This is a genomic window from Chryseobacterium vrystaatense (assembly GCF_000737765.1).
Taxonomy (GTDB): Bacteria; Bacteroidota; Bacteroidia; order Flavobacteriales; family Weeksellaceae; genus Chryseobacterium; species Chryseobacterium vrystaatense.
In genome coordinates this window covers 570,976-593,993 of record NZ_JPRI01000003.1, presented here as the reverse complement: position 1 = coordinate 593,993, position 23,018 = coordinate 570,976, and the positions used below count along the sequence as shown (strand labels likewise).

The 23,018-nt window shown below is 38.4% G+C and carries 17 protein-coding genes and 1 pseudogene; 1 reads left to right on the top strand and 17 read right to left on the bottom strand.

Annotated features, from left to right (window positions below):
• Window positions 1-158 precede the first annotated feature (158 nt).
• The 16 genes and pseudogenes from IW16_RS26105 to IW16_RS11830 form a co-directional block, all read right to left on the bottom strand.
• Window positions 159-329 (bottom strand): annotated as a pseudogene (locus IW16_RS26105) (RHS repeat-associated core domain-containing protein); the annotation flags it as partial.
• 57 nt (window positions 330-386) lie between these two features.
• Window positions 387-1,019, bottom strand: a complete 633-nt coding sequence (locus tag IW16_RS11900) for a hypothetical protein (protein ID WP_073174157.1) — start codon at window positions 1,017-1,019, stop codon at window positions 387-389.
• Window positions 1,020-1,043: 24 nt separating this feature from the next.
• On the bottom strand, window positions 1,044-1,259 hold the full coding sequence (locus IW16_RS11895) for a hypothetical protein (protein WP_034744140.1): 216 nt from the start codon (window positions 1,257-1,259) through the stop codon (window positions 1,044-1,046).
• Window positions 1,260-1,454: 195 nt separating this feature from the next.
• On the bottom strand, window positions 1,455-1,724 hold the full coding sequence (locus IW16_RS11890; protein ID WP_034744137.1) for an RHS repeat-associated core domain-containing protein: 270 nt from the start codon (window positions 1,722-1,724) through the stop codon (window positions 1,455-1,457).
• 115 nt (window positions 1,725-1,839) lie between these two features.
• Window positions 1,840-2,205: a hypothetical protein gene (locus tag IW16_RS11885; RefSeq protein WP_131327886.1), complete on the bottom strand. Its 366-nt coding sequence runs from the start codon at window positions 2,203-2,205 to the stop codon at window positions 1,840-1,842.
• Between the two features lie 2 nt (window positions 2,206-2,207).
• Complete coding sequence (locus IW16_RS11880; protein WP_051890146.1) at window positions 2,208-5,645, bottom strand: DUF6443 domain-containing protein; 3,438 nt, start codon at window positions 5,643-5,645, stop codon at window positions 2,208-2,210.
• 6 nt (window positions 5,646-5,651) lie between these two features.
• Window positions 5,652-9,119 carry a hypothetical protein gene (locus IW16_RS11875; RefSeq protein WP_034744131.1) on the bottom strand — a complete coding sequence of 1,156 codons (3,468 nt, stop codon included), beginning with the start codon at window positions 9,117-9,119 and terminating at the stop codon, window positions 5,652-5,654.
• A 15-nt stretch (window positions 9,120-9,134) separates the two neighbouring features.
• Window positions 9,135-10,694, bottom strand: coding sequence for a T9SS type A sorting domain-containing protein (locus IW16_RS11870; RefSeq protein ID WP_034744128.1), 1,560 nt, complete (start codon window positions 10,692-10,694; stop codon window positions 9,135-9,137).
• A 322-nt stretch (window positions 10,695-11,016) separates the two neighbouring features.
• Complete coding sequence (locus IW16_RS11865; protein ID WP_084694538.1) at window positions 11,017-11,742, bottom strand: sterol desaturase family protein; 726 nt, start codon at window positions 11,740-11,742, stop codon at window positions 11,017-11,019.
• An 82-nt stretch (window positions 11,743-11,824) separates the two neighbouring features.
• Complete coding sequence (locus IW16_RS11860; RefSeq protein ID WP_034744125.1) at window positions 11,825-12,097, bottom strand: hypothetical protein; 273 nt, start codon at window positions 12,095-12,097, stop codon at window positions 11,825-11,827.
• Window positions 12,098-12,133: 36 nt separating this feature from the next.
• On the bottom strand, window positions 12,134-13,483 hold the full coding sequence (locus tag IW16_RS11855; protein ID WP_034744122.1) for a S41 family peptidase: 1,350 nt from the start codon (window positions 13,481-13,483) through the stop codon (window positions 12,134-12,136).
• 13 nt (window positions 13,484-13,496) lie between these two features.
• On the bottom strand, window positions 13,497-14,243 hold the full coding sequence (locus IW16_RS11850; protein WP_228376929.1) for a hypothetical protein: 747 nt from the start codon (window positions 14,241-14,243) through the stop codon (window positions 13,497-13,499).
• Between the two features lie 213 nt (window positions 14,244-14,456).
• Window positions 14,457-15,380: a T9SS-dependent choice-of-anchor J family protein gene (locus tag IW16_RS11845; RefSeq protein ID WP_034744119.1), complete on the bottom strand. Its 924-nt coding sequence runs from the start codon at window positions 15,378-15,380 to the stop codon at window positions 14,457-14,459.
• 75 nt (window positions 15,381-15,455) lie between these two features.
• Window positions 15,456-16,769 carry a hypothetical protein gene (locus IW16_RS11840; protein WP_034744116.1) on the bottom strand — a complete coding sequence of 438 codons (1,314 nt, stop codon included), beginning with the start codon at window positions 16,767-16,769 and terminating at the stop codon, window positions 15,456-15,458.
• 298 nt (window positions 16,770-17,067) lie between these two features.
• Window positions 17,068-20,376, bottom strand: a complete 3,309-nt coding sequence (locus IW16_RS11835) for a TonB-dependent receptor (RefSeq protein ID WP_034744113.1) — start codon at window positions 20,374-20,376, stop codon at window positions 17,068-17,070.
• A 49-nt stretch (window positions 20,377-20,425) separates the two neighbouring features.
• Window positions 20,426-21,376: a FecR family protein gene (locus IW16_RS11830; RefSeq protein WP_228376928.1), complete on the bottom strand. Its 951-nt coding sequence runs from the start codon at window positions 21,374-21,376 to the stop codon at window positions 20,426-20,428.
• A gap of 241 nt (window positions 21,377-21,617) precedes the next feature.
• Here IW16_RS11830 and IW16_RS11825 point away from each other — a divergent pair, with 241 nt between their 5' ends.
• Complete coding sequence (locus tag IW16_RS11825; RefSeq protein ID WP_034744108.1) at window positions 21,618-22,244, top strand: RNA polymerase sigma factor; 627 nt, start codon at window positions 21,618-21,620, stop codon at window positions 22,242-22,244.
• A 9-nt stretch (window positions 22,245-22,253) separates the two neighbouring features.
• Here IW16_RS11825 and IW16_RS11820 read toward each other — a convergent pair whose 3' ends face one another.
• Window positions 22,254-23,018, bottom strand: coding sequence for a hypothetical protein (locus IW16_RS11820; protein ID WP_034744105.1), 765 nt, complete (start codon window positions 23,016-23,018; stop codon window positions 22,254-22,256).

The window sequence follows — 23,018 nt, the reverse complement described above, 5'->3', positions numbered from 1 at the left end:
GTGACTGCAATTCCGAGTTCTCGTGCGAGTTCCGAGATATTAGTTCGCTCATTACTTAATTGAACGGCTTTGGTTTTAAAAGCTGGATCGTAGATTTTTCGCTCTCGTTTCATAAGTTAAAATTAAGGTTTTATGCTTAACTTTAACTGGAAGCTAAATTAGGATATCCAAACTCTGTTTTCAGAGAAGTTATAATGTGATTGATAAGCATATTTTTCACTCAAAGGATCTATATTAAAGAACCTACCAACATCAGGCATATAGTTTCGCCACTTAAAGCTATAGAAACCTGTTTCCTGAAGTTCCTGCTCCTGAAACTTATAATTTTTATACGTATTCTGTCCAAAGAAAGCATTTCCTGTTCACTCAAATTGATGCTATGTTATTTATTGCTGAACTTGCTTTACATTCCCATTAATTAATGTATAAAAAAAGAGTTTCCCCCCAATCCTTTTAATAATATAGTAATCATTACGTGAATACCGAGATAAATTTTCTTCCAATATCTCTCCACTTAAGTTAGTTTTGATATAAAGAAATTCACTCTTAAATTTTTCTTCTTTTTCCTCATAAATCTTTCTTCTTAAGATACTGTCATATTTATTATTTTCTTCATCGTAATATGTAAACTCTACTACGTTAACTTTATCTGTTTGAAACATTGTAACAGTAGGAGCCGGAATGTAAGGAGAATAAACTTTCCAATTGAAAATAATAAAATCTCCTCCTTTATCTTTGGATGAGGATAGCAAAGTCATAGCACCATCTATAAAATTATCAAAAATAGTTCCTCGTGATTTACAACCATTAGTCATTAACTTTATTACCTCCTGATTTTCATTTATTTGCTTAATTGCATTTACACCTGACTGTTTTATACAATCTTGATAATTTCTACTTTTTTCTGCTTCAAAAAAAGTTTTAATTTTATCATTTTGCGCATAACATGATTGCATGCAAAACAGAATAAAAAAAATGGTTAAATAATGGTAATTATTTCTTTTTTGTATGTTTAACATTGTCATAATAATTATATCTTCTTTTTAAAACCAACCTCCTTCTGTGTATATATTTTTATCTTTTTTATGCCCCAATTCATGACCAAGGCTTACAAAAAAAGGAGAATCTGTTAAACCAGTGGCTGTTGGCGTTTGAGCCCTAGATTTTGGATCAATTCCAAAAGGATAATAATCATTGGCATCTGTGATTTCTACTACGCCTGCGCTGTTTTTGGCAAAACTTACCCTTGTATTTCTCAAGTGATCACGATATTGGTAAATATAACGGTTTTTTAAAAATGAAATTCTAAAACTAGTGATAACTTGTAGCTGACTGTACGATGAAAAAATGGACTGAGTCCTTAGTTGTATGCTAAAGAAGTTTTAGTCTATTAGAGTGTATTTTATATTTATTAACTATTTGAAAAAGAGAAAGTCTTCAAAAAGGGAAAGTCTTCACCCCCATCTTCCAATATCCGCCATATACATTCTAGCTCCATAATCATACATACCCGTCTCCTGAAGCTCTTTTCCGTTGTAATTATAGCTCTGCCAGCTTCCAAAACCGGAACTGTTCAACCCATTTCCTCCAATATGGTTCAACCCGAAATAATAATAGTTGTTGGTATCTAAAATTTCAGGAGCGTCTGTGCTGCTTTTGGTGAAACTTACATTTCCCAAATGATCTTTATACTGATAAAAGCTGTACGATAGTTCTGTTTTCATATACAAAATAGAAAAAATTTCACAACACAAAAACCACTGCTAAGTAGCAGTGGTTTTGTTATTATTACTTCACCACAAGATGCAATCGTGCGGGAGCGAGGCACAAGATCAGATTTTAATCTTCTGATCTATAAAAATTCAATACTTCACCTGTATTTTTATTGATATTGATATATATATTACAATTCCTGCAATTGTAATTTTTTACAATAATGTGCCAAATTTTATTATCTGCAATCAAACTAATCTGGTAAGGTTTGGCTCTTTCTGGATTCAGTAATTCTCTTTTATTTATAAGAATATCTATATACTTTATTGCAGCATCTTCATCAGGAATTATATCTGTACCATAGCGATATGCAATTGTACAGGGCAGCTGATCTATTCCTCTATTTTTATCTTTACACTTTTCATTTTTATTATGTTGTGCTACCATCAATAATGGTAAAAAGCATAAAGACAATAAAATCCTTTTTAACATATTTAATATCTTTTAGGTTGCTCAGAATCAAACCCTTTAGGTAATACATTCGGCATATTTGTTGGTACAATATTATTTAATCTTAAAGACTTTGAACTAGGATCTGACGGTAAACTACTATCCACAGGAATGTCATAATTTTTTACAGGTATTCCAGCAGCATCTTTTTTTGCAGAATCAGAATTATTACTAACACCCGGAATGAATTCCCTCAAACCTCCATCTGGACCTGCAACATATCCTATAACAGGCTTTCCTAAACCATTGTCTTCCTTCTTACCATTACTATCAATTAGAGTATTTTTATAGCTACTAATATCCCTATCTGAAAATTTATTTGCTGAACTATAATCTTTTCTATCCATCTGTATAAGATCCATATCTCCAGCATGCGTATGGCCATTACCAACTATTTCTCCTAATTTTGATACTTCGGCAACTTGGTCAGGAGTTATTCCACTTGTCATACCTTGAGAACCCATTTCTGGGATAGAATAACTATAATATGTTTCTCCATTTGTATCCACCGCTTTATAAAAAAGAGTACTAACTTCAGCATTATAATTAATAGATAATCCATTATATTGTTTTCCAAAATCAACCGCTGCAGATCTGATATTTTTAAATTTATCTCCCGGATCCATAACTTGTCTTCCATCTGGATCAATAAATCTTATAGGATTATTAAATACATAATTATAAGGGCTCCATCTTCTTGAAGTTTCCGCCAGAGGATCCACGACTCCCCATCTCCCAATATCCGGCATATACATCCTCGCGCCATAATCATACATACCCGTCTCTTGACGTTCTTTACCATTGTACTTATACTGGTACAAATTATTCCCTCCAACAGCATTATATCCATCATGTGCCAGTCCGAACGGGTAATAATTGGTCTCTTCAATAATTTCCAATCCTGCACTTCCCTGCATATAGCTTAGTCTTACATTTCCTAAATGATCCGTGAAATTGTAAATATACTTATTTTTCGCAAAATCAAAGTAGCCTTCTGAGGTTGGCACAAACTGAAGGGAAGCTATTGGAGGAGGACAGAGCACACACACATTCTGGTCCGGTGCGTATTGAAAGCCATCCAGATAATCGGTTGTTTTAGTGCCATCTTGTAAAACCTGATCCTTTCTGACTTTCACACCATCTGCCCTATAGATATAGTTTAAAGAAGTTCTTCTCCTACCACCACCTACAGAAACAGTAGAAGGTAAATTTAGAAAATTGTAGATAATTTCTTGCTCTTTATCTTTATTTTCCGTCATGCTCCCATTATCATCATACTTAATTTCTCCCCCATTATACCCCTTTAAATTGGGTACATTATCTTTAACCGAAATAAGCCTGTTTCCTTCATAATTATAATCCATATTATTAATAAGTGCAGCACTTGTATTTCCCCATAAACTGGAAGATCTTTTCAGATTCGTAATATTACCATTAAAATCATAGTCTATCTTTTCAAAATATTCTTTAGCAGATGGATTACTGTCTTTCTGATAAAAGCCAGCTGTGAGTCGGTTTAAGCTGTCATATACATATCCGTATCTTCTGAGATTGTCGTTGGAAGCCGTAGAAGTTCTCCAGTCCACTTCAGCAATGTTGCCATTGAATTTAGGCTTTACTTTCAAATCCGTGTAATCTGTATTAGGCGTTTCCAGCCCCTCAACCTGATTGTACTTGATTTTATAGCCAAACAAATCATTTCCCAAAGTTGCAGGATCATTAATCTGAGTCATCCAGCCCCTGATATTATATTTGTAATCTATAGTCTGAAGAGCAGATCCTAAAGATACTCCTCCTACTTTCTTAGATTCCAGCTGGGAAAGCTCATTGTACTTGTTTTGAGCAAGAATTTCTTCGGGATTACTGTCTACCTGATGTTTATGCACCAATAGTCTGTTCTGATGGTCATAAGTGAAATTTTCCGTGATTATTCTTTCAGTGTCTGTTTTCAATCTTTTATGTCTTGTGATAACAGTCTGCGGAACGCCTGCAAAATCCAGTTTGGACTCTGTTTGGGTATATCCTCCCAGATGGTTGATAGAGTAAGTTCCAACTGCACGGCCTCTCGTATCATAATAGGTGTAATTCTTCGTCCAGTTATCATCTTCGATATTCTTTACAAAGCTCATTACCGGAAGTCCTTTCGTGCTTTTTCCGTCGGTTATGGTACCTGTGAGAACCGTTTCTCCCAAAACATTTGAAACAGAAGGATTGAAGCTGTAAGCGGGATAAGAATCATAATAATTCAGAGACAGTAAAGTGATCCACTTGGAAGAATTGGGATAGCTGGTATCCGGATTTCCATAATACACATCCATTCCCTGTCTTTCAAAAAATGCGGTAGTGAGCCTGTTGACATTATTGGAATCGTACCCATCCACAATAGTCTGCTCAGCAATTCTTATACTCCCTGGTGTTGTTCCTGTACTCCCTGTTGCGAGTCCTGTAATCGCAGCTCTTCCAAACTGATCGTACTTGGTATAAAGCCATTGTCCTTTTTTCCGAAGTTCGGCATCCTGCGTCCCTACCAGTCTGTCCTGTTTATCATAAATCATCGTTTCCCAACCTTTACCCGGAAGTTTCTTTTCTACCAGGCGGTTTCTACCGTCATAGCGGTATTCATAGGCCAGATTATCCTGATCTGCCTGGCTCCAGCTTTTGATTTTAGCTAATAATGGCGGAACAACAAAAGCAAGCTGATTGTATTCATTGTATACATAATAGGTATCTGCATTTTCTGAGGCATTCACTACTTTTCGCAGCAGTATAACCTGACCTCTGCCATTTTTGAACTCAATGGTTTGGTTTCCGTCTTCATCTTTTACCGTATTTTTATATAGTTGACCTGCAGGATAGGTTTCGGTCGCTGACAGACTCAAACCACTTTTAGTCGCTCCGTTTTCCCATGTCGTGGAAGTTTTGTATTGATAGACTTCATTGACCTTATTGGTATCATAACTAAAGGTTATGGGTTTATCGCTCCAGGCATTCCCCACCTGTTTTTGGGCAAAAATTCTGTCTAATGGAGAGTTTTCAAACACTTTCTCTGAAAAAATCTTTTCTGAACCATAAATATCGGGCTGAGTAGCATTGGCCAATGAAGAAGGGACAATAGCCCCGTTCAGCGTTCCCGCCTGAGGAACGGGAAGAAAGTCTTTGGCCTGTCTTCCGAATGCATCATATTCAATATGGGTGACCACATCTTTTCCGAGAGGTGAAGCTTTTACATTAACGATTTGCTTTGGCCTTCCTAATCCATCAAAATACTGAACCGTTTCAGCTGTTTTTGTAGGCTGGCCCGAGGCATTATAATCAAGATAGGTTTTGGAATACACGAAATTTTCTGTGGTACTCGGAGATATCTGCTGGGCATGCATGACTCCCATCATCAGAATACCAATAGGAATAATAAGTTTTTTCATCGTCTGTTAGTTTTTATAATTGTACTTGTATTCTTTCAGTATTTTGCCTGTCTGATTGTTTTCTCTGACTTCTTTCAGCCTATTGGCTGTATCATAAATATAAACTTCTCTGATTCCTTGGGGAGGGGTGATGCTTTTCACACCAACTAATGGATCATAGCTATAGGTGCTAATCTGATAGCCTGATAATCTTGTGTTATTTCTGAACAGATCTAATTCATCGATCAGTGCCTGTTCAGAAGTATCAGTGCCTGTTTGCGCGTCGGTGATAGATGTATTCACAATACTGTCTATGAGAGTCTGTGGAATGTCCGAAAGCTTTGCTCCTTCAATCTTGGCAATGGGCTGGGTTTGATTGTAGCCCCAGATGATCGCGGTTGAAATTCCATTCTTCGCAGTGTATTGCTGCAGATTTCCTTTAGAGTCATACAAGTCATATGTGACTTGGGTAGAGGGAGCACTGCTTTGCAAATCGTAGGATACAGCAGAACTTGGAAATAAATCGGTTGTATTCTCATATTTGATCTCCGATTTGCTGATCGTTTTACTATTTTCTTTAACCTCAGTTTCTAAAGGAATTCCTATGATATTGGCATTAACCAGTTTTTGGTTTCCTTTATCACCGGCGTAGGCATAAGCCGTTTCCCGAATAACAGAATCTGCAAATACGGTGGTGGCTCTGGAAAGTTGTTTGTCCGGATTATTATAAAGATAATTGGTGATGGTCGTTATCTTTTTATAACTGGCGTCGTCCTGTGTACTGAGAGGAACATCTTCCAGGTATTCTTTTGAGACACTTTTGTCCAGATAAACAGAATAGGAAGGAAGCATATACCCGGTGATATACATATTATTGATGTAGGTGTTGCTATTTGATCCGGTAGGAATAAACACCAGTGGGAACAGGGTCATTCCTGCCACACTTGATATAAGCCCCACCTGATCAGAACGGTAATCATTCTGTGTAGCTGTTTTTAAATACAGCTGTCCGTTTTTGTTTCCGAATACTTTGCTTGAAATAAGCTTCCCGCTGAGATTGCCCAAAGGGATATTCCAGAACAATGTATTTTGTGCTGATACGGAAACTTCACTTAATGCACTGCCCCAACTGCTGAACATGCCATCGTCCGTTGGAGGTCTGAAGCTATAGCTGTTGTGGATATTACTTGTTGTAAATCTTTTTTCTTCACCACCCTTCTCAAATTCATCTCCTCCATAGCTGATATTGACCACAGGATAGACTGGGTCATAAATATTGTCTAAATATTCAGTAAGCTCTCCGTTCGTGCCGGACATTGACGAGATTGATCTCTGGACCATCGATATCTGCAGCTCTGAGTTAAGTATAGTTTCTGAAATACTGCCGACGTGGCTGATACCTGCCGGAGGAAGTCCGGAAATAGGATCATAGTAAGGAACATAGGGCTTCTGGTCAAACCTGTTAGATCTGAATTCGGGGATGTACTGGAAGCTAAGACTATTGGTGTTATTGATACTTTGAAAGTCGGTATAGTAAATTCTCTTATAGTTCACGGGTCCGTTTTCAGACATATCATATTGCTTTCTAAGCCTGATATTTCCATTCTCTACAAGCGCCCATTCATTTCTTTTTGGATACTTTACCACAACAGTTCCGCTGCATTGACGACAGATATTGTTGACGATGCCATACTTAAAAAGATAGGTTTTGTTGGGCTCTAAGCTAAAATCATTGGACGAACCAATATACTGCGCGGTTTTAGAAAGAAATATGATTTTGGTAAGTATAACCTGCCCGGTAACGCCATCTATAATTTCAAATTGGGCACGTCCTTTATCCGCATAGGTACCGGTTTCGTTTGAATGCAGTTTCAATTCTATCTGAACATCACTTCCTTCTACCTCTGAAGACTGCAGACTGCCTGCAGATTCTGCAGATAAAGGAAGACGTGAACTTACAAGACCATAATCAATTAAGGAATTGTCCGCCCACATAGCCTCGGCATTTCCTATAACTATTTGTTTTTCGCCCTGTACGGGGTTTGTTTTTCTTGCGTATGTGGGTTCATATTCAAAAACAGTTTTGCCTTTGGTAGGATAGGTAATGGAAGTCAGCGTTCCATTTTTTGTAAAATTAAAATCCGGTGTCCGGTCTGCATAATAGCCAGAAACCTGGTTAAAAACACTGTACTGGCTTCCAAATAAATTCAAATTGGGAAGCATTGTTTGCAGGTTACTTTTACCATTGCTGTATCCCAAATAGTCCATGCTGAATGACAGTCTGTCGGGAAGGTTTAAAGGATTATCATATTCAAGTCTGTATTCCTGTACAAAATTTTCCTGTCCGTTTTTCAGCGTAAATTCTTTCACCCTTTCCAGAAAAAAACGTTTTTTCTGGCGGTCTATTGCCGAATTATTGATATACTCAAATGCAATTTTTTTAATATTAACATTATGAGAAGCAATAACAATATTCCCTATTTTCTGAAAAGTTTCGGATGGCGCTGTCGCATAATTAATAGTCACTTTTTCATTGCCTGCCGTAATCTGTGTCAGAATTTTAGGATCATTGATATCTATTTTTTTGATAGACTGACTGTAAGGAGTTAGTGAAGGGGCTATCAGCTGACCTTCAGCCGCCGGCCCCATATCAAATAATCTTTTATCCAGAGACTGACGTTCATTTAAACCAAGCAAAGTAACGTTTGGACTGACCTGTGTATAGGTAAATTCAATCTTATTTCCTGCCGTATCTTCTATTTTGGTTAAATAGAAACTGGTTACCCCATTAAGAAAGAGATTGGCCCTTACTCTTGTTTTCTCTGTAGCTCCTGTACCTCCGAAGGTATATTTTGTTCCGTCGTTGGTCGTAATAATAAAGCTGTAAGTTTGTTTAAAGATACCTACGGTTTCAATTTTCAGATTATTGTCCTGGGTCAAAAGAACAGGTTGGAAATTTCGGTCAAGATAAAAACTTCCATTATATCCCGGAAATGAAAAATTAAAAATATCGGGCTGGTGGTCAAAATTGGAGGTAAGCTCTCTGGCATAGGTCACCAGTGCCAATTCTCCCTGCTGGCTGTAAAGGTAGCTGAGATCATCAAGACTCAGCAAAATCCTGTTGCTTACCGTCTCATCTGCTTTGTCAAATATCGTTCTGTTAATAACTCCTCCAGCTTCCAGTATCCAGTTCATTCCTACAGTATTGGGGGTATCGTTCACCTTCACACCAGCCTTTGTATATAATAAAGATACTGGATGTTTGAGTTTACCGGAGGTCAGAGTATGAATCGGAATATCTACATTGGGGTTTCCCCTAAATTCATTAAACTGTAAATTTCCATACTGGGTTCTGTAATAAGATTCTGGAGAGGGAGGATTTACATTGGGGGACAGTTCGTCGTCATTTTGACCGCCCCGCATTAAATTACTTAGTTCTTGTGCAGCAAAAGTATTGGCAAGTATAAGACCTGCACAGATGGCAATTTTCTTCATTTTTATTAGTGTTTTTTATTTTTTGATCAGTTTAGCATTCGCTGTTTTATTTGTATCCGTTTTTATGGTCACCAGATAAGCGCCCTGAATTAAATTCTGAGTATTAATTTTTGTCACTTTATTCTTAGTTTTCAAGCTCTGAAGCTGTCTTCCGCCCATATCATACACCAAAATATCAGCTTCTTTGAAATCATAGCCTATTTCTATGTAAGCATAATCTGATACAGGATTCGGATAGATTTTGATGTCTTGCTTTACAATCAACTGATCAATTTGTTTGTCGCCTAATTTTATGATTTTCCAGTTCTCTTTTCCCAGTTCATCGGCGCTGGTCCCTGCCAGAATAATGGAGCCGTCTCTGTTGAGTTTAATATCTGAAAGTCTTTCTTCCCGTTTTTTAGATTCTCCTTTCACGTGTTTTCTCCATTGCTCTTTTCCGTCCTGATCCAGATACAGCATCCAAAAACTTTCATCATTGGCTTCAATTCTTCCTTCTGCCTGAGTGTAGCCACCAAGTAAGATTCCTTTGGTGAGGTCCTGGTTCCTGGCTCCTGAATCTTGGCTCTGATTAATCACGCTCATTCCCATCAGAATATCACGGTTTCCAAAACTGTAAGATTTCTGCCAGATTTCTTCACCTCTCTCGTTCAAAGAGATCACCCATAAATCGGTTCCTTCTTCGATACCAACGGATTTATTGCCAGATCTTTCGGATCTGGATTCTCCGCCAATCAAAAATCCGGAAGATGTTAATGCCAGTGTTCTGAGGTGATCATCGCCTTTTCCTCCATAGTTCTTTTCCCATTCAACCTTTCCTTCCTTATTAAGCTTGATGATATAATAATCTCCTTCTCCAAAGTTTTCGATCTTCTTTGAGCCTCCGATATTGCTTCTGGAATACGCCCCTAACAAGGCACCACCATCCCTTGTTGGAATCATCTTTTCCACATCATCCAAACCTTTTCCACCTAACATTATTTCAGATAAGACCTTACCGTCTTTGTCGAGTTTCACCACCAGAATATCCTTTGAACCAAAACCTTTGGCTGAGTTCTGTACATTTCCTGCGACGAAAAATCCAAGATCTGTCGTCTGAATAACAGCTCTTGCTTCTTCATCTGCAGAGGTCCCGAGTGTTTTCTGCCAAAGCTCATCACCAAATTCATTGATCCTGATCAGCCAGATGTCTGAACCTCCTTTGGAATCGTCTTTTTTATCCAGACCTTTCGATGAGTAGGAAGTTCCTGCGATAAGCGCCCCTCCCGCCTGAGTAGTCACCGAAGCGGACAGATAATCATGGTTATTTCCTGAAAAGTATTTTTCCCACATCTGTTCGCCCTGTTGATTGAGTTTGATTAAATGGAAATCGTAGCCGCTATTCTGCTTACTGTCCGTTTGAAGCTTATTGCTTTGAATACTGCTTCCGGAAATAAGATATTGCTGATCAATGGTAGTGGTCACCTGACTCAGAAAATCCTGAGTAGAGGATTTGATAGATTTTTCCCATAATATCTCCTGCCCCGACAGGGAAAGGATCGTGCATAAAGAAAGTGCACCAAAATAGAATCTCTTCATCTATTTGCGTTTTTAGGTTAATATTAGTTTTTATATTCAGCCGGGCAAATTTAACATTTTTTTAACACCATGCAAGTCTCCCAAATGAGATTTAATGAGAAATTTATCACATGATGGTGTTTTTTATATGATGTTAAACTTCTGGCACAAAGATATTCCGGCACAGCGACAGAACATGTCGCATAAAAAATATTTTAAAACTGTTTTTCAATATAAAAATGACATGTTCTTAACGCCATATCAAAATAAGAGCAAATAGCGGAATGTAGATTGAAATTTAAAGTGTCCGGAATAGAAATAGAAATGGTTACTTTTTTATTTTTTAAGGTCGATAGGTCCCAAAAATCCTGTCCCAGATCGAAGTATAAAAGCCAAAGTTTTTGCTTTCATCCAAATGGTGCTGGTTATGAAATCTGGTCGTTCCCACAAAAAGACGATCAAAAGATGCAGGGAAGAACTCCCTGTTCAGATGTCCTATCGTTCCCCAAATAAGATTGATCAGAAGATAAAGACCAATGGATACCATAGAAAAATCATAGGCCATCAATAAGCCTAAGATCATTACACCAAAACCGATGGTTTCAAAGGGGTGTAGTACAAAAAGACTCAGAAAATTGGTGCTTACATGCTCATGATGTTTTCCATGCAGCATTTTGTACACCAAAGGAAAGTGGGCAGCATAATGAAAAAAGTACATGAAAAGATCCATCAGAAGGATCAAAGTAATAGTTTCCAAAGCAACTGAAAGCACCGAAAAGTTTTGATCCAAAATAATCCAATTGTTTTTCCATAAGTATGCTCCCAACAGCATGACTCCACTGTTGCAGAACACCGTAAGAAGAGTGAGGTAAAAATCAGATGCGGTAATGGGGTGATTTTGTTTCTGAAGCTGTTTTTTGCGACATGTTGTTTCTATAAACTGGTACAGACCTATTGAAAATATACATAAAAGAAGATTAGACAATAGGCTGAATATCATCCACTGCGGCCAGGAGAACTGCCAGAATATTTTTACAAAACCGGAAAAATAAGACCAATCAAAATTCATACAACGTCGTCTGTCAACTTAAACTTTATAAATGTATGAATTTTGCACTAATTGCCCAACGCATTCAGATTTGAAAACACAGTTACCTCTGCCTCACTTTCCTTCTTAATTCCCGCACCCGTAAGGTGAGTTGCTTACGCAGATCATTATGATACTGTCTGTAATTTTTTATGCTCCTTTCCAGCTGTTTCTTATTGGCCAGATAATCCTCGTATAATTTACTTAATTCCGAGACTTTCGAAATCATATCAGAAGGCTGAATATCAGGATCACCAGCAGCTTTTTTCAGCAGACCACGGTAATATTCCATACGGTCTGTAAGGCTGCTGTGAAATTTAGGTTCTATTCCCTGCATGGCTGTTGATTTTGGTGTTAAAATTAAAAAAGACGGTCATTTTCCAATGGCTGCTGAAGGCGTATCACTCTGAAACAAAACCTTAACTCTTTCGTCCAAAGCATGTTTACCAGCTGACTTTAAAGAAATACTGTTCAGGGCTGATGAAATCAAAGACTCTTCGGAATCTCCCAATGGCAGCAAAGGAAGTTTGGCAAATTCGTTGGCGGTAATCTGGGGATCAATCCCTTTACTGTAAGCCCCTTCCCCATTGGCATTAAAAACTTTATAAATCACCGGATGAAGCTGCCAGGAAATCTTTTTAGGCTTTCTTTTATCTTCGACCAGAAATCCTGCCATATCTTTACCCAATGTCACCTCTCCTACCTGAACTACCTGCATATAAGGCTTAAGATTATTGATAACAATCTCCGAGGCAGATGCCGTACTGTTTGAGGTAAGGATATACACTTTATTCAGACCCAAAGCGTTGGCGCGAAGGTTGTTAAAATCCAGAGCATGAGGATCATAAGCAATTTGCTCGGCAAATGTCCTTTTTACTTCACCTCCGTTTTTGTTTCCTTTATAAATAATGAATGGTGAAGAAGAGGTAATTCCTGACGGAATGAGTGAACAGAGGGCTGCTGCTGAGGAAACAGAGCCTCCATAATTGTACCTGAGATCCAGAATAAGCTCCTGTATTCCCGCCGCTTTGAATTGTGAAAATTTCTGATTCAGGGTCGGTGTCATTCCATCCGGAAAATCATAGATATAGAGATAGCCTGTCTTTTTGCCATTTTGTTCAAATATTTTAGAGTCTAAAGGCTGATCTAAAGAGTACCCGTAATAGACTTTAATATTTTTTTCATTCTCAACAGAACCATTTTTCCACTCTCCTACCGTGAGTTCTATAACAGTCTGATCTTTAATGGAGGAAGTCAGCTCCTCCGCATTTGCAGCTGTAATGGTTTTGCCGTTGATCTTTGTGATGATCATGCCCCTCTGCAGTCCTGAATTAAATGCCGGAGAGCTTTTCATGACCAGTTTTATGGTGGTTACGACGCTTCCGTCGGGCAATTGGATAACCGCATAATCAAAACCATACATATTCCGCACAGAACGTGGATACGATGAAGGATCCATTGTATCTACAGCGAATGAAAAACGATCCTGGGAAGCCAGTAAACTTTTAAAAAAGTCTTTCACCGGAAGATGATAATCCGGTTTGGCAGGCATCTGATCTGCCCAGTAATAGTACCGTCTCATGCTGTCCTGTACCCAAAGGTTGACAGATTCCGTGCTTCCGTCAGGAAAACCAGGACCTCCCTCATCATCATTACTGCATGATAAGATAAAGAGTGAAACGACCAACAGCAACAGTAGCTGAAAATTAAAATATTTCTTCATAGAAACTAACTTATTACAGATAATCTGCTACATCAATTTCTCCTTTTACCACAGGAAGCCCATTTTCCATTTTTTCCTGAAGAACGATCAGATTGGCTCCCATGTCCTGTTTTATTTTTACTTTAATGATCTCAGATCCGGTATAAGGCGTAGTAGTAGTAGTTCCGGGCTTATAAAGTTCCAGATAGACCGGCGCTGTATTGCTGAAATAACTATATATTTTAACCGCTGTAAAATTGTCCTTTCCGATATTGTCAAATTCAGCCAGTACCACTCCATTTTCTCTCTTCAGAATTCCTTTAACCTCTTTAAGGGAGGTACCGGAATACTCTCCAAGATTCGGGAATATGAATTCAAATCCTACTTTCCCAAGATTGACCTGTGGTTTAACAGCAGAAGTCTTAAGAAAGATTCCCGGAAGGTTGAAGAAATTCAGGGTTTTGTATTCATTGACGTTGTCATAGGTGATATTATAATGGGCCACCTCTGTCCCGGTTTCATTATTGTAGATTCCAAGTCTGTCTGTTTCACCTTCATCCAGAACAAAATTGATTTTGGTTTCTATTTTATTGGTGTAAGAGGTATTCCCATCGATGGATACAGGAATTCCGTTCAGTCTCAGCTGGATAACATCCGGCTTCGAATATCCTTTGATATTAACCTGGGCAGGTTTCTGTGATTTATCAAACGGCTGCATCACGGTGCTGTCTGAACAGGAAATAAATAGAGTGAACAATAAAAGTGCAATGAACTTATTCATTTATATTATTTTAAATTATAAAAATCGAACTTAGAAATATTGTCCCGCCCTTGGTAAACGGGACAATAGAATAATTATAAAAAAACTAAGTTGGATATGTTGATGATCAAAAAATTCTCTGCGGGGAAGCTTCAAATTATTTCTGACCGATTAAAGTTTTCATGGTCAATTCCTGCAGAATAATCTGTAGGCTGTTACATCAAGACTGTATGATTATTTTTTGATAAACTTCAGTCTTTCTGTTGTTTTTCCGTCAGAGACCTCAGCGATATATAATCCTGCCAGTAATGATTGTACATTTACGGATCTGCTGTAAGGAACAGAAAGTACTTTCTGCCCGGCTGCATTGTAAATGTTGACCTCAGTTTTATTTTCATTAAAACCTGGATTCAGTTGAAGCTGAAGGAATTCTTTTACCGGGTTTTCCTTTATTTTAGTTAGATTTTCTTTCTTCTTTACCTCCTTTGTTCCTAAAAATGATGACGCATAAATCGCCATTTCATCGATGTTAATATTCTGCAGATTGTTTCCTGTCGTTTTTCTGTTAGACCATAAAGCGATGTAGATCTTTTTACCGGCAAAAGCAGAAATATCTAAAACGTTTTCTTTAAACTGAGTAAGATCAGTTGGAAAAGGGTTGCTGAGTGTTCCGGCGATAATTCTGTATGGACTTGGAATATCATTTCCACTTCCGTCTACGGTCATTGCCTGAAAATCTGCCAATGTAGGAACGGGTTTCTGAGGAGTACTTACATAGATATATACATCACGTCCAAAATTAAGGTGCGTTGTTCTCTGTCTTCCGATATATGCTGCAAGATTGATGGTTCCGGATGCTCCTTCCAGATTGATCTGCGGAGAAATGATCCAATCGTTTTCAGTAGCAAGGCCTGGAACTGTACCTGAAGGAACCAAACTTGTCGAATAGCGAAGCGTTCCTGAAGTACCATAGGTAAGGGCGGTACCGTTTAAATAAATATTTTGTCCCTGTACCCATCCGTTTCCGTTGTTGTTAAGGTCATGAGTAGTCCATCCCTGAAGATCAGCGGGTGTATCAAAAGAATTGCTCCATACCTGAATCTGCGCTGCTGCAGCCTGAGATACCAATACAATAGATAATAAAAATAGTTTTTTCATAATACAGATTATTAGAGATTTAAAAAAAAATAAAAGCAGGGAAAGACATGGGAAGCTTCCCCTGCATTTACTATTTTATTCTACAATAGAGAAGTCATATTTAGTCCAAGCTCCCTGGAAGTTTCCGCTGTTTCTAGGCGATACGTTCCATGGTCCTTCGTTGAAGAACGGCTGGCTCATACCCCAAGATGAAGCGGTAGTTCCTGTCAATAGGTTGGCAGCAGGAATTCCTGATGTACCTGCACCTGTAACAGAAGTTGTAAATCCGTGTACCTGGATTGAGCCTAAGTTAGAAGCTGAAGTAAGTTCAGAACCTGTCCCTTCTACTTTGATTCCAACAGGATATCCTGTTACTACGGCGTTGTTCAACGTTAATTTTCCGTTTCTTCTGATGTGAATACCGTTTTCATAATAAGATCCTGAAGGTGTTGGTGTAGTATATAACACATTAGTACGAGATCCTACAATTGTCAGATTGTTGATTACCGGATTAGTGATCAATGGTGTAGCAGTACCAGTTGCGTTATTATCCAGCTCAATACCGTTAGTATCAGAAACACCACCACTTAAACTGTGTGTAGAGTTGGTATCTGCTAAAGCAAGTGCGTTGGTAATGGTTCCTGTGTATCCGTTGTCAAAGTCAAAATTATCATCATCTGCAGCAAAAGAAACAAGGTTAGAAGCGTTCACTGTACCTCCGAAGAATTCGAAAGAATCATCTTTACCGTAAGAAACCTGGATATGATCTAAAGTAGTCCCGTTTCCAACACCTCCTAAAGTAAGACCGTTGATCTCATTTCCTGAGTTAGGCGCTAAAAGATCGAATCCAGCAAATTCAATACGAACATATTTCAATGTCCCTCCGTTGTGAGATGCATTGGTCCCTCCATAATAAAAATCTGAACCTGTTAAACCTTCAATCGTTTTAGTATCAGGTGTATTGGCAGGTGCATCACCTAAGATAATCACCCCACCGAAATCTCCGGGAGCAGCCGTTGTGTTTTCGTCTCCATCTAACAGTTTATAACTTGTAAAAATAATCGGCTGAGATTCTGTACCGGTAGCATTGATTTTACCTGTCTTAGAAATTACTAAAACTCCTGTAGCGGTATTGGATGTGTTTGGTTTTGCCTTAATGAAAGTTCCCGGCTGAATAGTTAATGTAGCACCATTCTTCACAGTTACAATACCGTCAAGTTCTACAACACCACTCCATGTAGTGCTTGAAGTAATATCACCGCTTACCGTAGTTACAGGAAGAGAAGAAGCTGTAAGGTACTCAGCAGAAGCAGGTTTCATTTCAAAAGGAGTAGAAGAATCTGCAAGGTTATCATTTTGACAAGCAGTAAGAGATAATGCTGCAAAAGCAATTAAAGTTAGTTTTTTCATTGTTATAATTTTTAGTAGACCCGGTTATATTATTTTTATGACCGAATTTTTAATATTTAGGAACATCTGCCTCTATATTCCTGCGATTTGGTTGTATAATCACCCTGCACTTCAGGAGGAGCTGTCCTGCCGGGGTTCCCTGCTTATCCGCTGCTGTCCGGAAAAAAACAACAGCGGCCGGTTTTTATCTGATCCTGTACTGCTGTGCGCATCATCAGTATTGATCCGGATCGTCTTCAGGTTTCCGAAACCTGTGCATTACATCAATGAGCTCTTTTATTCTGTTCTTTATAATTTTTTAAAACGTATAGTTCACACTTACTCCGAATACCCTTCCGCTGTAGGCCCGAAATGTGATTTTATCGATATTTTTGTCATATTTGTCTGTAGCTCCCGGAAGAAGCTGCCACGCCTCACGGTCTGTTGATATGGTGCTTCCTGCAGATCCATTGGGTACCGAATAGGAGTTAAAATTGTTGTAGAACTCCTTCACTCTGTTGAAAAGGTTTCTGACATTGAATTTAACTTCGAGATTTCTGTTTCTTAAGAATTTATAGGAAAGCTGGGCATCTGCTACCGCGTACGGACGCTGTATTTCTTCACCGTTATAGGCATATCCCACAGTGATGTACTGATCGCCTTTTGCATTGTATAAAAAACTGGCACCCAAACGGTTTCCATCGTAGGTCATTCCTACATTGTAAGCATAAGGAGTCTGTCCGTAAAGAGGTCTTTCCACTTCATAGGTTCTGTCATTATCACCGGTTTTATACTGATCTTTAAAAGCGATTACTTTCGTGGTGTTATACGTAAAATTTCCATTGATATACAGCTTTTCTAAAAAAGATCCTTCAGCGATAAAGCCCAGATTTTTTCTTACTTCTGCTTCTACCCCTTTCAGTTTTGCATTTTTTGAATTTCCATTATAAAGGTACAGGTTCCCCTCATCAGAAAGACGGCCTTCACGCTCAATAGGTCTGTTGATATCCTTGTAATACAATCCGGCAGAAAATATTTCTCCCAATCCGGGAAACCATTCAAATTTAAAATCGTAGTTATTGACTACTGATGAGGTCATTTCCGTATTATAGATCAAACCGTTGGCTACCGGATCAAAATACGGAAGTCCCGTTCTTTCATTAAACTGAGGACGAATCACTGTTTTATTATAAGCCAGTCTTACATTAATCTTATTAGTCGGGCTATACGTGAAATTTAAAGAGGGCATCCACTGCCATGCCTTATCATCAATAGGTGCTTTTGTAATCGTCTTATCATCCGTCAAATCCAGCTGCTGAGAAATTAGGTCATATTTAAAATATTCCGCACGAACTCCCCAAACCAACCTGAATATATTCTTCCATCTGTTATCAAACATGACATAAAATGCATTTTGCGTTACCTTCCCTTCATACTTGTCATTTTTGTACATTGGTTTTGTCTGCCAGCCAATTCCTCCCGGAACATATTTAGAACCATCAAACCACTGATTCAAAGAACCGTATAACGATATAAATCCTTTTTCACTGCTCGGAACATCTCTGTTTTCATCCACCCTGAGAAAGAATTTCTGCTGTTGATTGGTATTGTTTTTTATAACCCCGGCGTAACCTGCTTTAATATCAGTTTTAAAATTTCCTGTGTCTATATTCCATTTCAGGGAAGTTCCGTAGTTATAATCCGTTTCTTTATTGGCGATATATCCCCTGTAAAAATTTGATGCTGAATTGTATACCATATGATAGGTAAGAATCTCACTTCCCACAAAATCATATTGGCTCAGATACTGCGTATAGTCTTTGGTGTCAGATTTTACGCCTGTCCTTGCAGCAAACCAGTTGATATCTACATTTCCGATTTTATGATTTCCCTCCAGTTTGTTCTGCAAAAGCGTCTGATAAATAGGATAATTCGTATTGTCGGTATACGGTTTGTCCAGAGACTTGATCAGTGACGGATCATTATTGGGAATAATTCCGTTGTAGAAATAATTATAGGATGCTTCGGCATTCGCGGCCATCCCGCTTCCTCCCGTATACTCATTCCATCCTGTAACACGTGTCAGTGTATTATCATAGATATGGGTGTATGAATTACGGAAGGAAATTCTGTTTTTCCCCAGCTGTAATCCGAAATTCAACATTCCCGCCAGCGTCGAATTATAATTATAGGAAGCTCCTTTATTTTTAAAATTATAAAATACGATAGGATCAGTTCCATTCGCCTGCCAGTTAGGATCATAGGGTGCTGTGGTATCCAGCCAGTTTCCTCTCCCCGTATGGTCAATGTCCAATGTATTCTGCTCGTTTCTTACTGTAAATGCTCCGGCAAATCCCCACTTGTTGTTATTTTTAAGGGCAAAAGTTCTTCCCAGTGCCAACTGCAGATTGGATCCCATATCCGCTTTCGTTTTAAAAGTACTGAAGTTGTCGTTGGTAAATCTTTTCGACTGTTCAAAAAATAAGGGATTGTTCCAGTCCGTTGGTTCAAGGCCCTTAGGAAAATCTCTTGTTCCGTCATCATATCCGAAATAATCATATTTCCCCTGCTTACGGGTTAGAAATTCTTTAAACGCCGACTGGTCATTATAAGAAGTTCCTACACTTACCGTCGTAAAGTTTTCATTGGGAATATCTTTGGTTCTTACTTCTACATAACCGCCTGCAAAACTGGCATTCATATCCGGTGTTGCTGTTTTGCTCACCACGATGCTTTCCACCATTGCTGTGGGAATAATATCAAATGAAAAGTTCTGGTTATAAGCTTCAGTACTAGGAAGATTGATTCCATCCATAGCTGCTGTATTCCAACGTTCTCCCATGGAACGTACCACTACATATTTGTTGTCGATCGTCGTAATTCCCGTTACTCTTTTCAATGTTCCTCCAACGTCATTATCAGGCGTTTTTGCGATCTGTTCGGCAGAAATTCCGTCACTCATCTGAGCCGCTTTTTTCTGTTGTGCCAAAAGTCCGGCCTGAGTGTCTGCTTTTCGGGTTCCGGTAATAACCACTTCCCGGATATCCGTTATTTTATCAGCGGCCTGTTTCATGGCAAATGATACCCTATTGGTTTCATTATTATTGACTGCAAGCTTTTCTACCCGCAACGGGCTGTATTTTGGAGCTTTCACAGTAAGCGTATAGATTCCTGAAGGAAGATCCACCACAAAATCACCGTTATTATCGGTTATAACTGTTTTCTTAGCGACTGTTATTTCAGCTCCTGCAACAGGATTTCCTATTTCATCCACTATTTTTCCTGAAATCTTTCCATCCCCTGTTACAGAAATGCCTGTTCCCTCATATTTTATTGAAATCAGATCTCCACGCAGACGGAATGCTACCGGAAGTCCGCTGGTAATATCTTTAAGACAGTTATTGACAGTTGTATTTTCACATTTTACACCTTTTACCTTCAGTTCTTTAATATCCATTTTGGAATAGGCCAACCGCATTCCCGTTTTTCCGGCAAAGTCTTCCAGTACCTCAATCAGAGGCCTGCTTGCCGGGACAGCAAATGATACTTTCTGTACCAGCTCCTGTGCTTCGGCTGCTACCGTAAAAAATACTGCTGCAACGGTAAGACCGCATTTCAATCTTTTCATATGTTCAAGTTCTCTTTTTGATTAAAAGTTTTATTTTTTAGGGTGATTCTTATTTTTTCAAGGTGTAGATATGATCTTCTTTATGTACTTCCAATCCAAGTATAAATGCCAGTGCTTCCATATTTTCATCAACGGTACCTCCTGTAAAATCTGCCGTGATCTTTCTATCTGACATTTCTTTCGGATACATGATCTTGATTTTATAATTGTCCTGTATCACTTCTGCAACTTCTTTGAATGAGACATCACTGAAGCTTAATGACAATAATTCAGATTTCTGCGTTCCTGATTTTTTCTCTGCTGTAACTGATATCACAGCCGCCGTATGTGCTATTCCGAAATTGGTCCACTTCTGGTTAGGTTTCAGATAAGAAACAGCTGTTCCTGCATAGGATACGGCAACTTTTCCTTCATAAAGGAGTACTGATTTATCCTTTCCTGACTGTGAAATTTTGAATACCGTCCCCAGTACTTTAGTACTGAAACCATCTGCACGGACAATAAATGGATGAGTTTTTGATTTTGCCACAGAAAATATGGCATCCCCTTTCAGTTCAACAATCCTTGTGGAAGCAGGAAATGATTTGTCTACAGTAAGTTCTGCACCTTTCAGTAAGGTTACCATGGATCCGTCTGCCAGATAGACTTTCCGGTTTCCTGAGTCCGCTGTATAGGTATCCGGCTTCATGAAAGCATTATATGTAAGGATTCCTCCTATTGACATCAAAAGAATAATGGCAGCAGCAGCAGCGGTGAAGACATATTGTTTAAATTGATAGATGGGAGCTGTTTTTACCGGTTGGATAAAATAAAGTTCCAAAGCAGATAAGACTCTTTCTTTAGATTCTTTCATATGAATCTTATCCAGATCTTTTTCGGTTTGGGCTGTCCACTGACTTAAAATTACATCTTCCTTTTCTGATATTTTCTCTTCAGAAACTTCTCTCATCCAGAGCTTAAAAACGAAAGCTGCAGTGTTCTTATATTTTGGGCTTTTCATAAAATATTTCATGTATTCACAGATACTTCTATCTATAAGACTGTGAAAATGAAAAACTTCCCCAAGTAGTTCTTAATATTGTATTCATATTAAAACCAGCTTGTTAATAATTTAAAGCCATTTGGTTGTTTTCTCAACATTTGATTCACATTACGGGGATGTTTTTCAGAAATAATTAATGTTGGGATCCCCAATGTTCATAAAAAGTTAATTTTCCTTTAGGTAATTTTGCAGTAACGATATGAAGCCAACAGACTATACGATATTACAGAAAATAGGATCAGGCGACCGTCCTGCCTTCATGCTGCTCTACGAGCGGTATTGGGATAGTCTTTACCGTTTTGTTTTCATGAGAACGAGAGATAAAGAGATGTCTGAAGAACTGCTGCAGAATCTCTGGATCAAAATACTTGAGGATACAGCTGCCATACAGACCGATGAATCGGAAAGTGCAAAAGGTTATCTGCTGCGCTATCTTCATTACAGGATCATTGATCACTATAACAGCTCTAAAAAGATACCGTCTACCATCAGCATTGACGAATTTGATCCTATGGGAGAAATAGAAATATCAGATACGGAATACTTTGAGATTCTTGAAGAAAATGAAATCACCACTCTGCTGTCGATGATCGATGAAGTGGTTTCCCAGCTTCCATCGACCGAGCAAAGTGTTTATGATATGAGAATAAGGAGAAATATGTCTGTTGATGAGACTGCTGAAGCTCTAGGTATCAGCAACAAAACGGTAAGTAATAAATTAAGCAAAGCTTTGGGGGAAATACGGGATCAGCTGAACCCGGAATACCAGTCTTCTAAAAAACTGGTATCTATCCTGATGCTGATGGAAGTATTGACGAATTATTAAACAATAAGGTTACTCGTAGACCACATAATTTACCTTGTCCACTCCAGTATTACCTGATTTTTCGTGATAGGCATATAAGATCAGTTCATAATTTCCTGGAGTATTCAGTACATCACTTCCTTCAAATAGATTGGTAGAAATAAGCGAAAGATGAACATCTTTGATATATTTTCCGTCTTTTTTAAGAATTCCTTTTACTTCAATCTCATCGGAATTCCATACCCCATTCTTTTCAATAACGCATCCGCACATCATGACAATATTGGCCTGAAACGGAAAAGGCTTTCCTTTAATGTTGGTCAAAGAGATATACTGATGGGTTCTGGGTTTCAGTATATCAATGATAAATCCAGGAATTTCCAGAATAATTCCGTCTCCCAGAATATCTTTTCCCGGAATCAGCCACAGTTCTGTACTTACAGTAGTCTGTGCCTGTTTGTTATTAAACGGCGAGATCATTTCAATACTTATAAACGTAGGTTCAGTAATGTCTATTGACGCCAGAAAACCTGCCGTCTGAGAATCGGTGATAGAAGTCCCACGTTTTTTGACTTCTTTCATAATCAGATCCGTATTCCCTGTACTTCCTGTTGTGTTTCCTTCTGCTAAGATCTCGCGGTTCACTTTATTTCGAACAATAATATGGGCGCCACCCAAAGAGCTTCCGATAAATTTTGCATCTCTTGCTTTCGCCCTGATCATGATTTTGGTCTCTCTTGCAGAAGCAGTGAAACCGGTAAAAAGAAAAGCGGTGATAAAAATAAGTGCTTTCAT

Excerpts from the sequence above, each read along its gene's own strand:
- IW16_RS11900 (WP_073174157.1), bottom strand. The coding sequence starts at position 1,019 with ATGTTAAACATACAAAAAAGAAATAATTACCATTATTTAACCATTTTT.
- IW16_RS11890 (WP_034744137.1), bottom strand. The coding sequence starts at position 1,724 with ATGAAAACAGAACTATCGTACAGCTTTTATCAGTATAAAGATCATTTG.
- IW16_RS11885 (WP_131327886.1), bottom strand. The coding sequence starts at position 2,205 with ATGTTAAAAAGGATTTTATTGTCTTTATGCTTTTTACCATTATTGATG.
- IW16_RS11880 (WP_051890146.1), bottom strand. The coding sequence starts at position 5,645 with ATGAAAAAACTTATTATTCCTATTGGTATTCTGATGATGGGAGTCATG.
- IW16_RS11875 (WP_034744131.1), bottom strand. The coding sequence starts at position 9,119 with ATGAAGAAAATTGCCATCTGTGCAGGTCTTATACTTGCCAATACTTTT.
- IW16_RS11870 (WP_034744128.1), bottom strand. The coding sequence starts at position 10,694 with ATGAAGAGATTCTATTTTGGTGCACTTTCTTTATGCACGATCCTTTCC.
- IW16_RS11865 (WP_084694538.1), bottom strand. The coding sequence starts at position 11,742 with ATGAATTTTGATTGGTCTTATTTTTCCGGTTTTGTAAAAATATTCTGG.
- IW16_RS11860 (WP_034744125.1), bottom strand. The coding sequence starts at position 12,097 with ATGCAGGGAATAGAACCTAAATTTCACAGCAGCCTTACAGACCGTATG.
- IW16_RS11855 (WP_034744122.1), bottom strand. The coding sequence starts at position 13,483 with ATGAAGAAATATTTTAATTTTCAGCTACTGTTGCTGTTGGTCGTTTCA.
- IW16_RS11850 (WP_228376929.1), bottom strand. The coding sequence starts at position 14,243 with ATGAATAAGTTCATTGCACTTTTATTGTTCACTCTATTTATTTCCTGT.
- IW16_RS11845 (WP_034744119.1), bottom strand. The coding sequence starts at position 15,380 with ATGAAAAAACTATTTTTATTATCTATTGTATTGGTATCTCAGGCTGCA.
- IW16_RS11840 (WP_034744116.1), bottom strand. The coding sequence starts at position 16,769 with ATGAAAAAACTAACTTTAATTGCTTTTGCAGCATTATCTCTTACTGCT.
- IW16_RS11835 (WP_034744113.1), bottom strand. The coding sequence starts at position 20,376 with ATGAAAAGATTGAAATGCGGTCTTACCGTTGCAGCAGTATTTTTTACG.
- IW16_RS11830 (WP_228376928.1), bottom strand. The coding sequence starts at position 21,376 with ATGAAAAGCCCAAAATATAAGAACACTGCAGCTTTCGTTTTTAAGCTC.
- IW16_RS11825 (WP_034744108.1), top strand. The coding sequence starts at position 21,618 with ATGAAGCCAACAGACTATACGATATTACAGAAAATAGGATCAGGCGAC.
- IW16_RS11820 (WP_034744105.1), bottom strand. The coding sequence starts at position 23,018 with ATGAAAGCACTTATTTTTATCACCGCTTTTCTTTTTACCGGTTTCACT.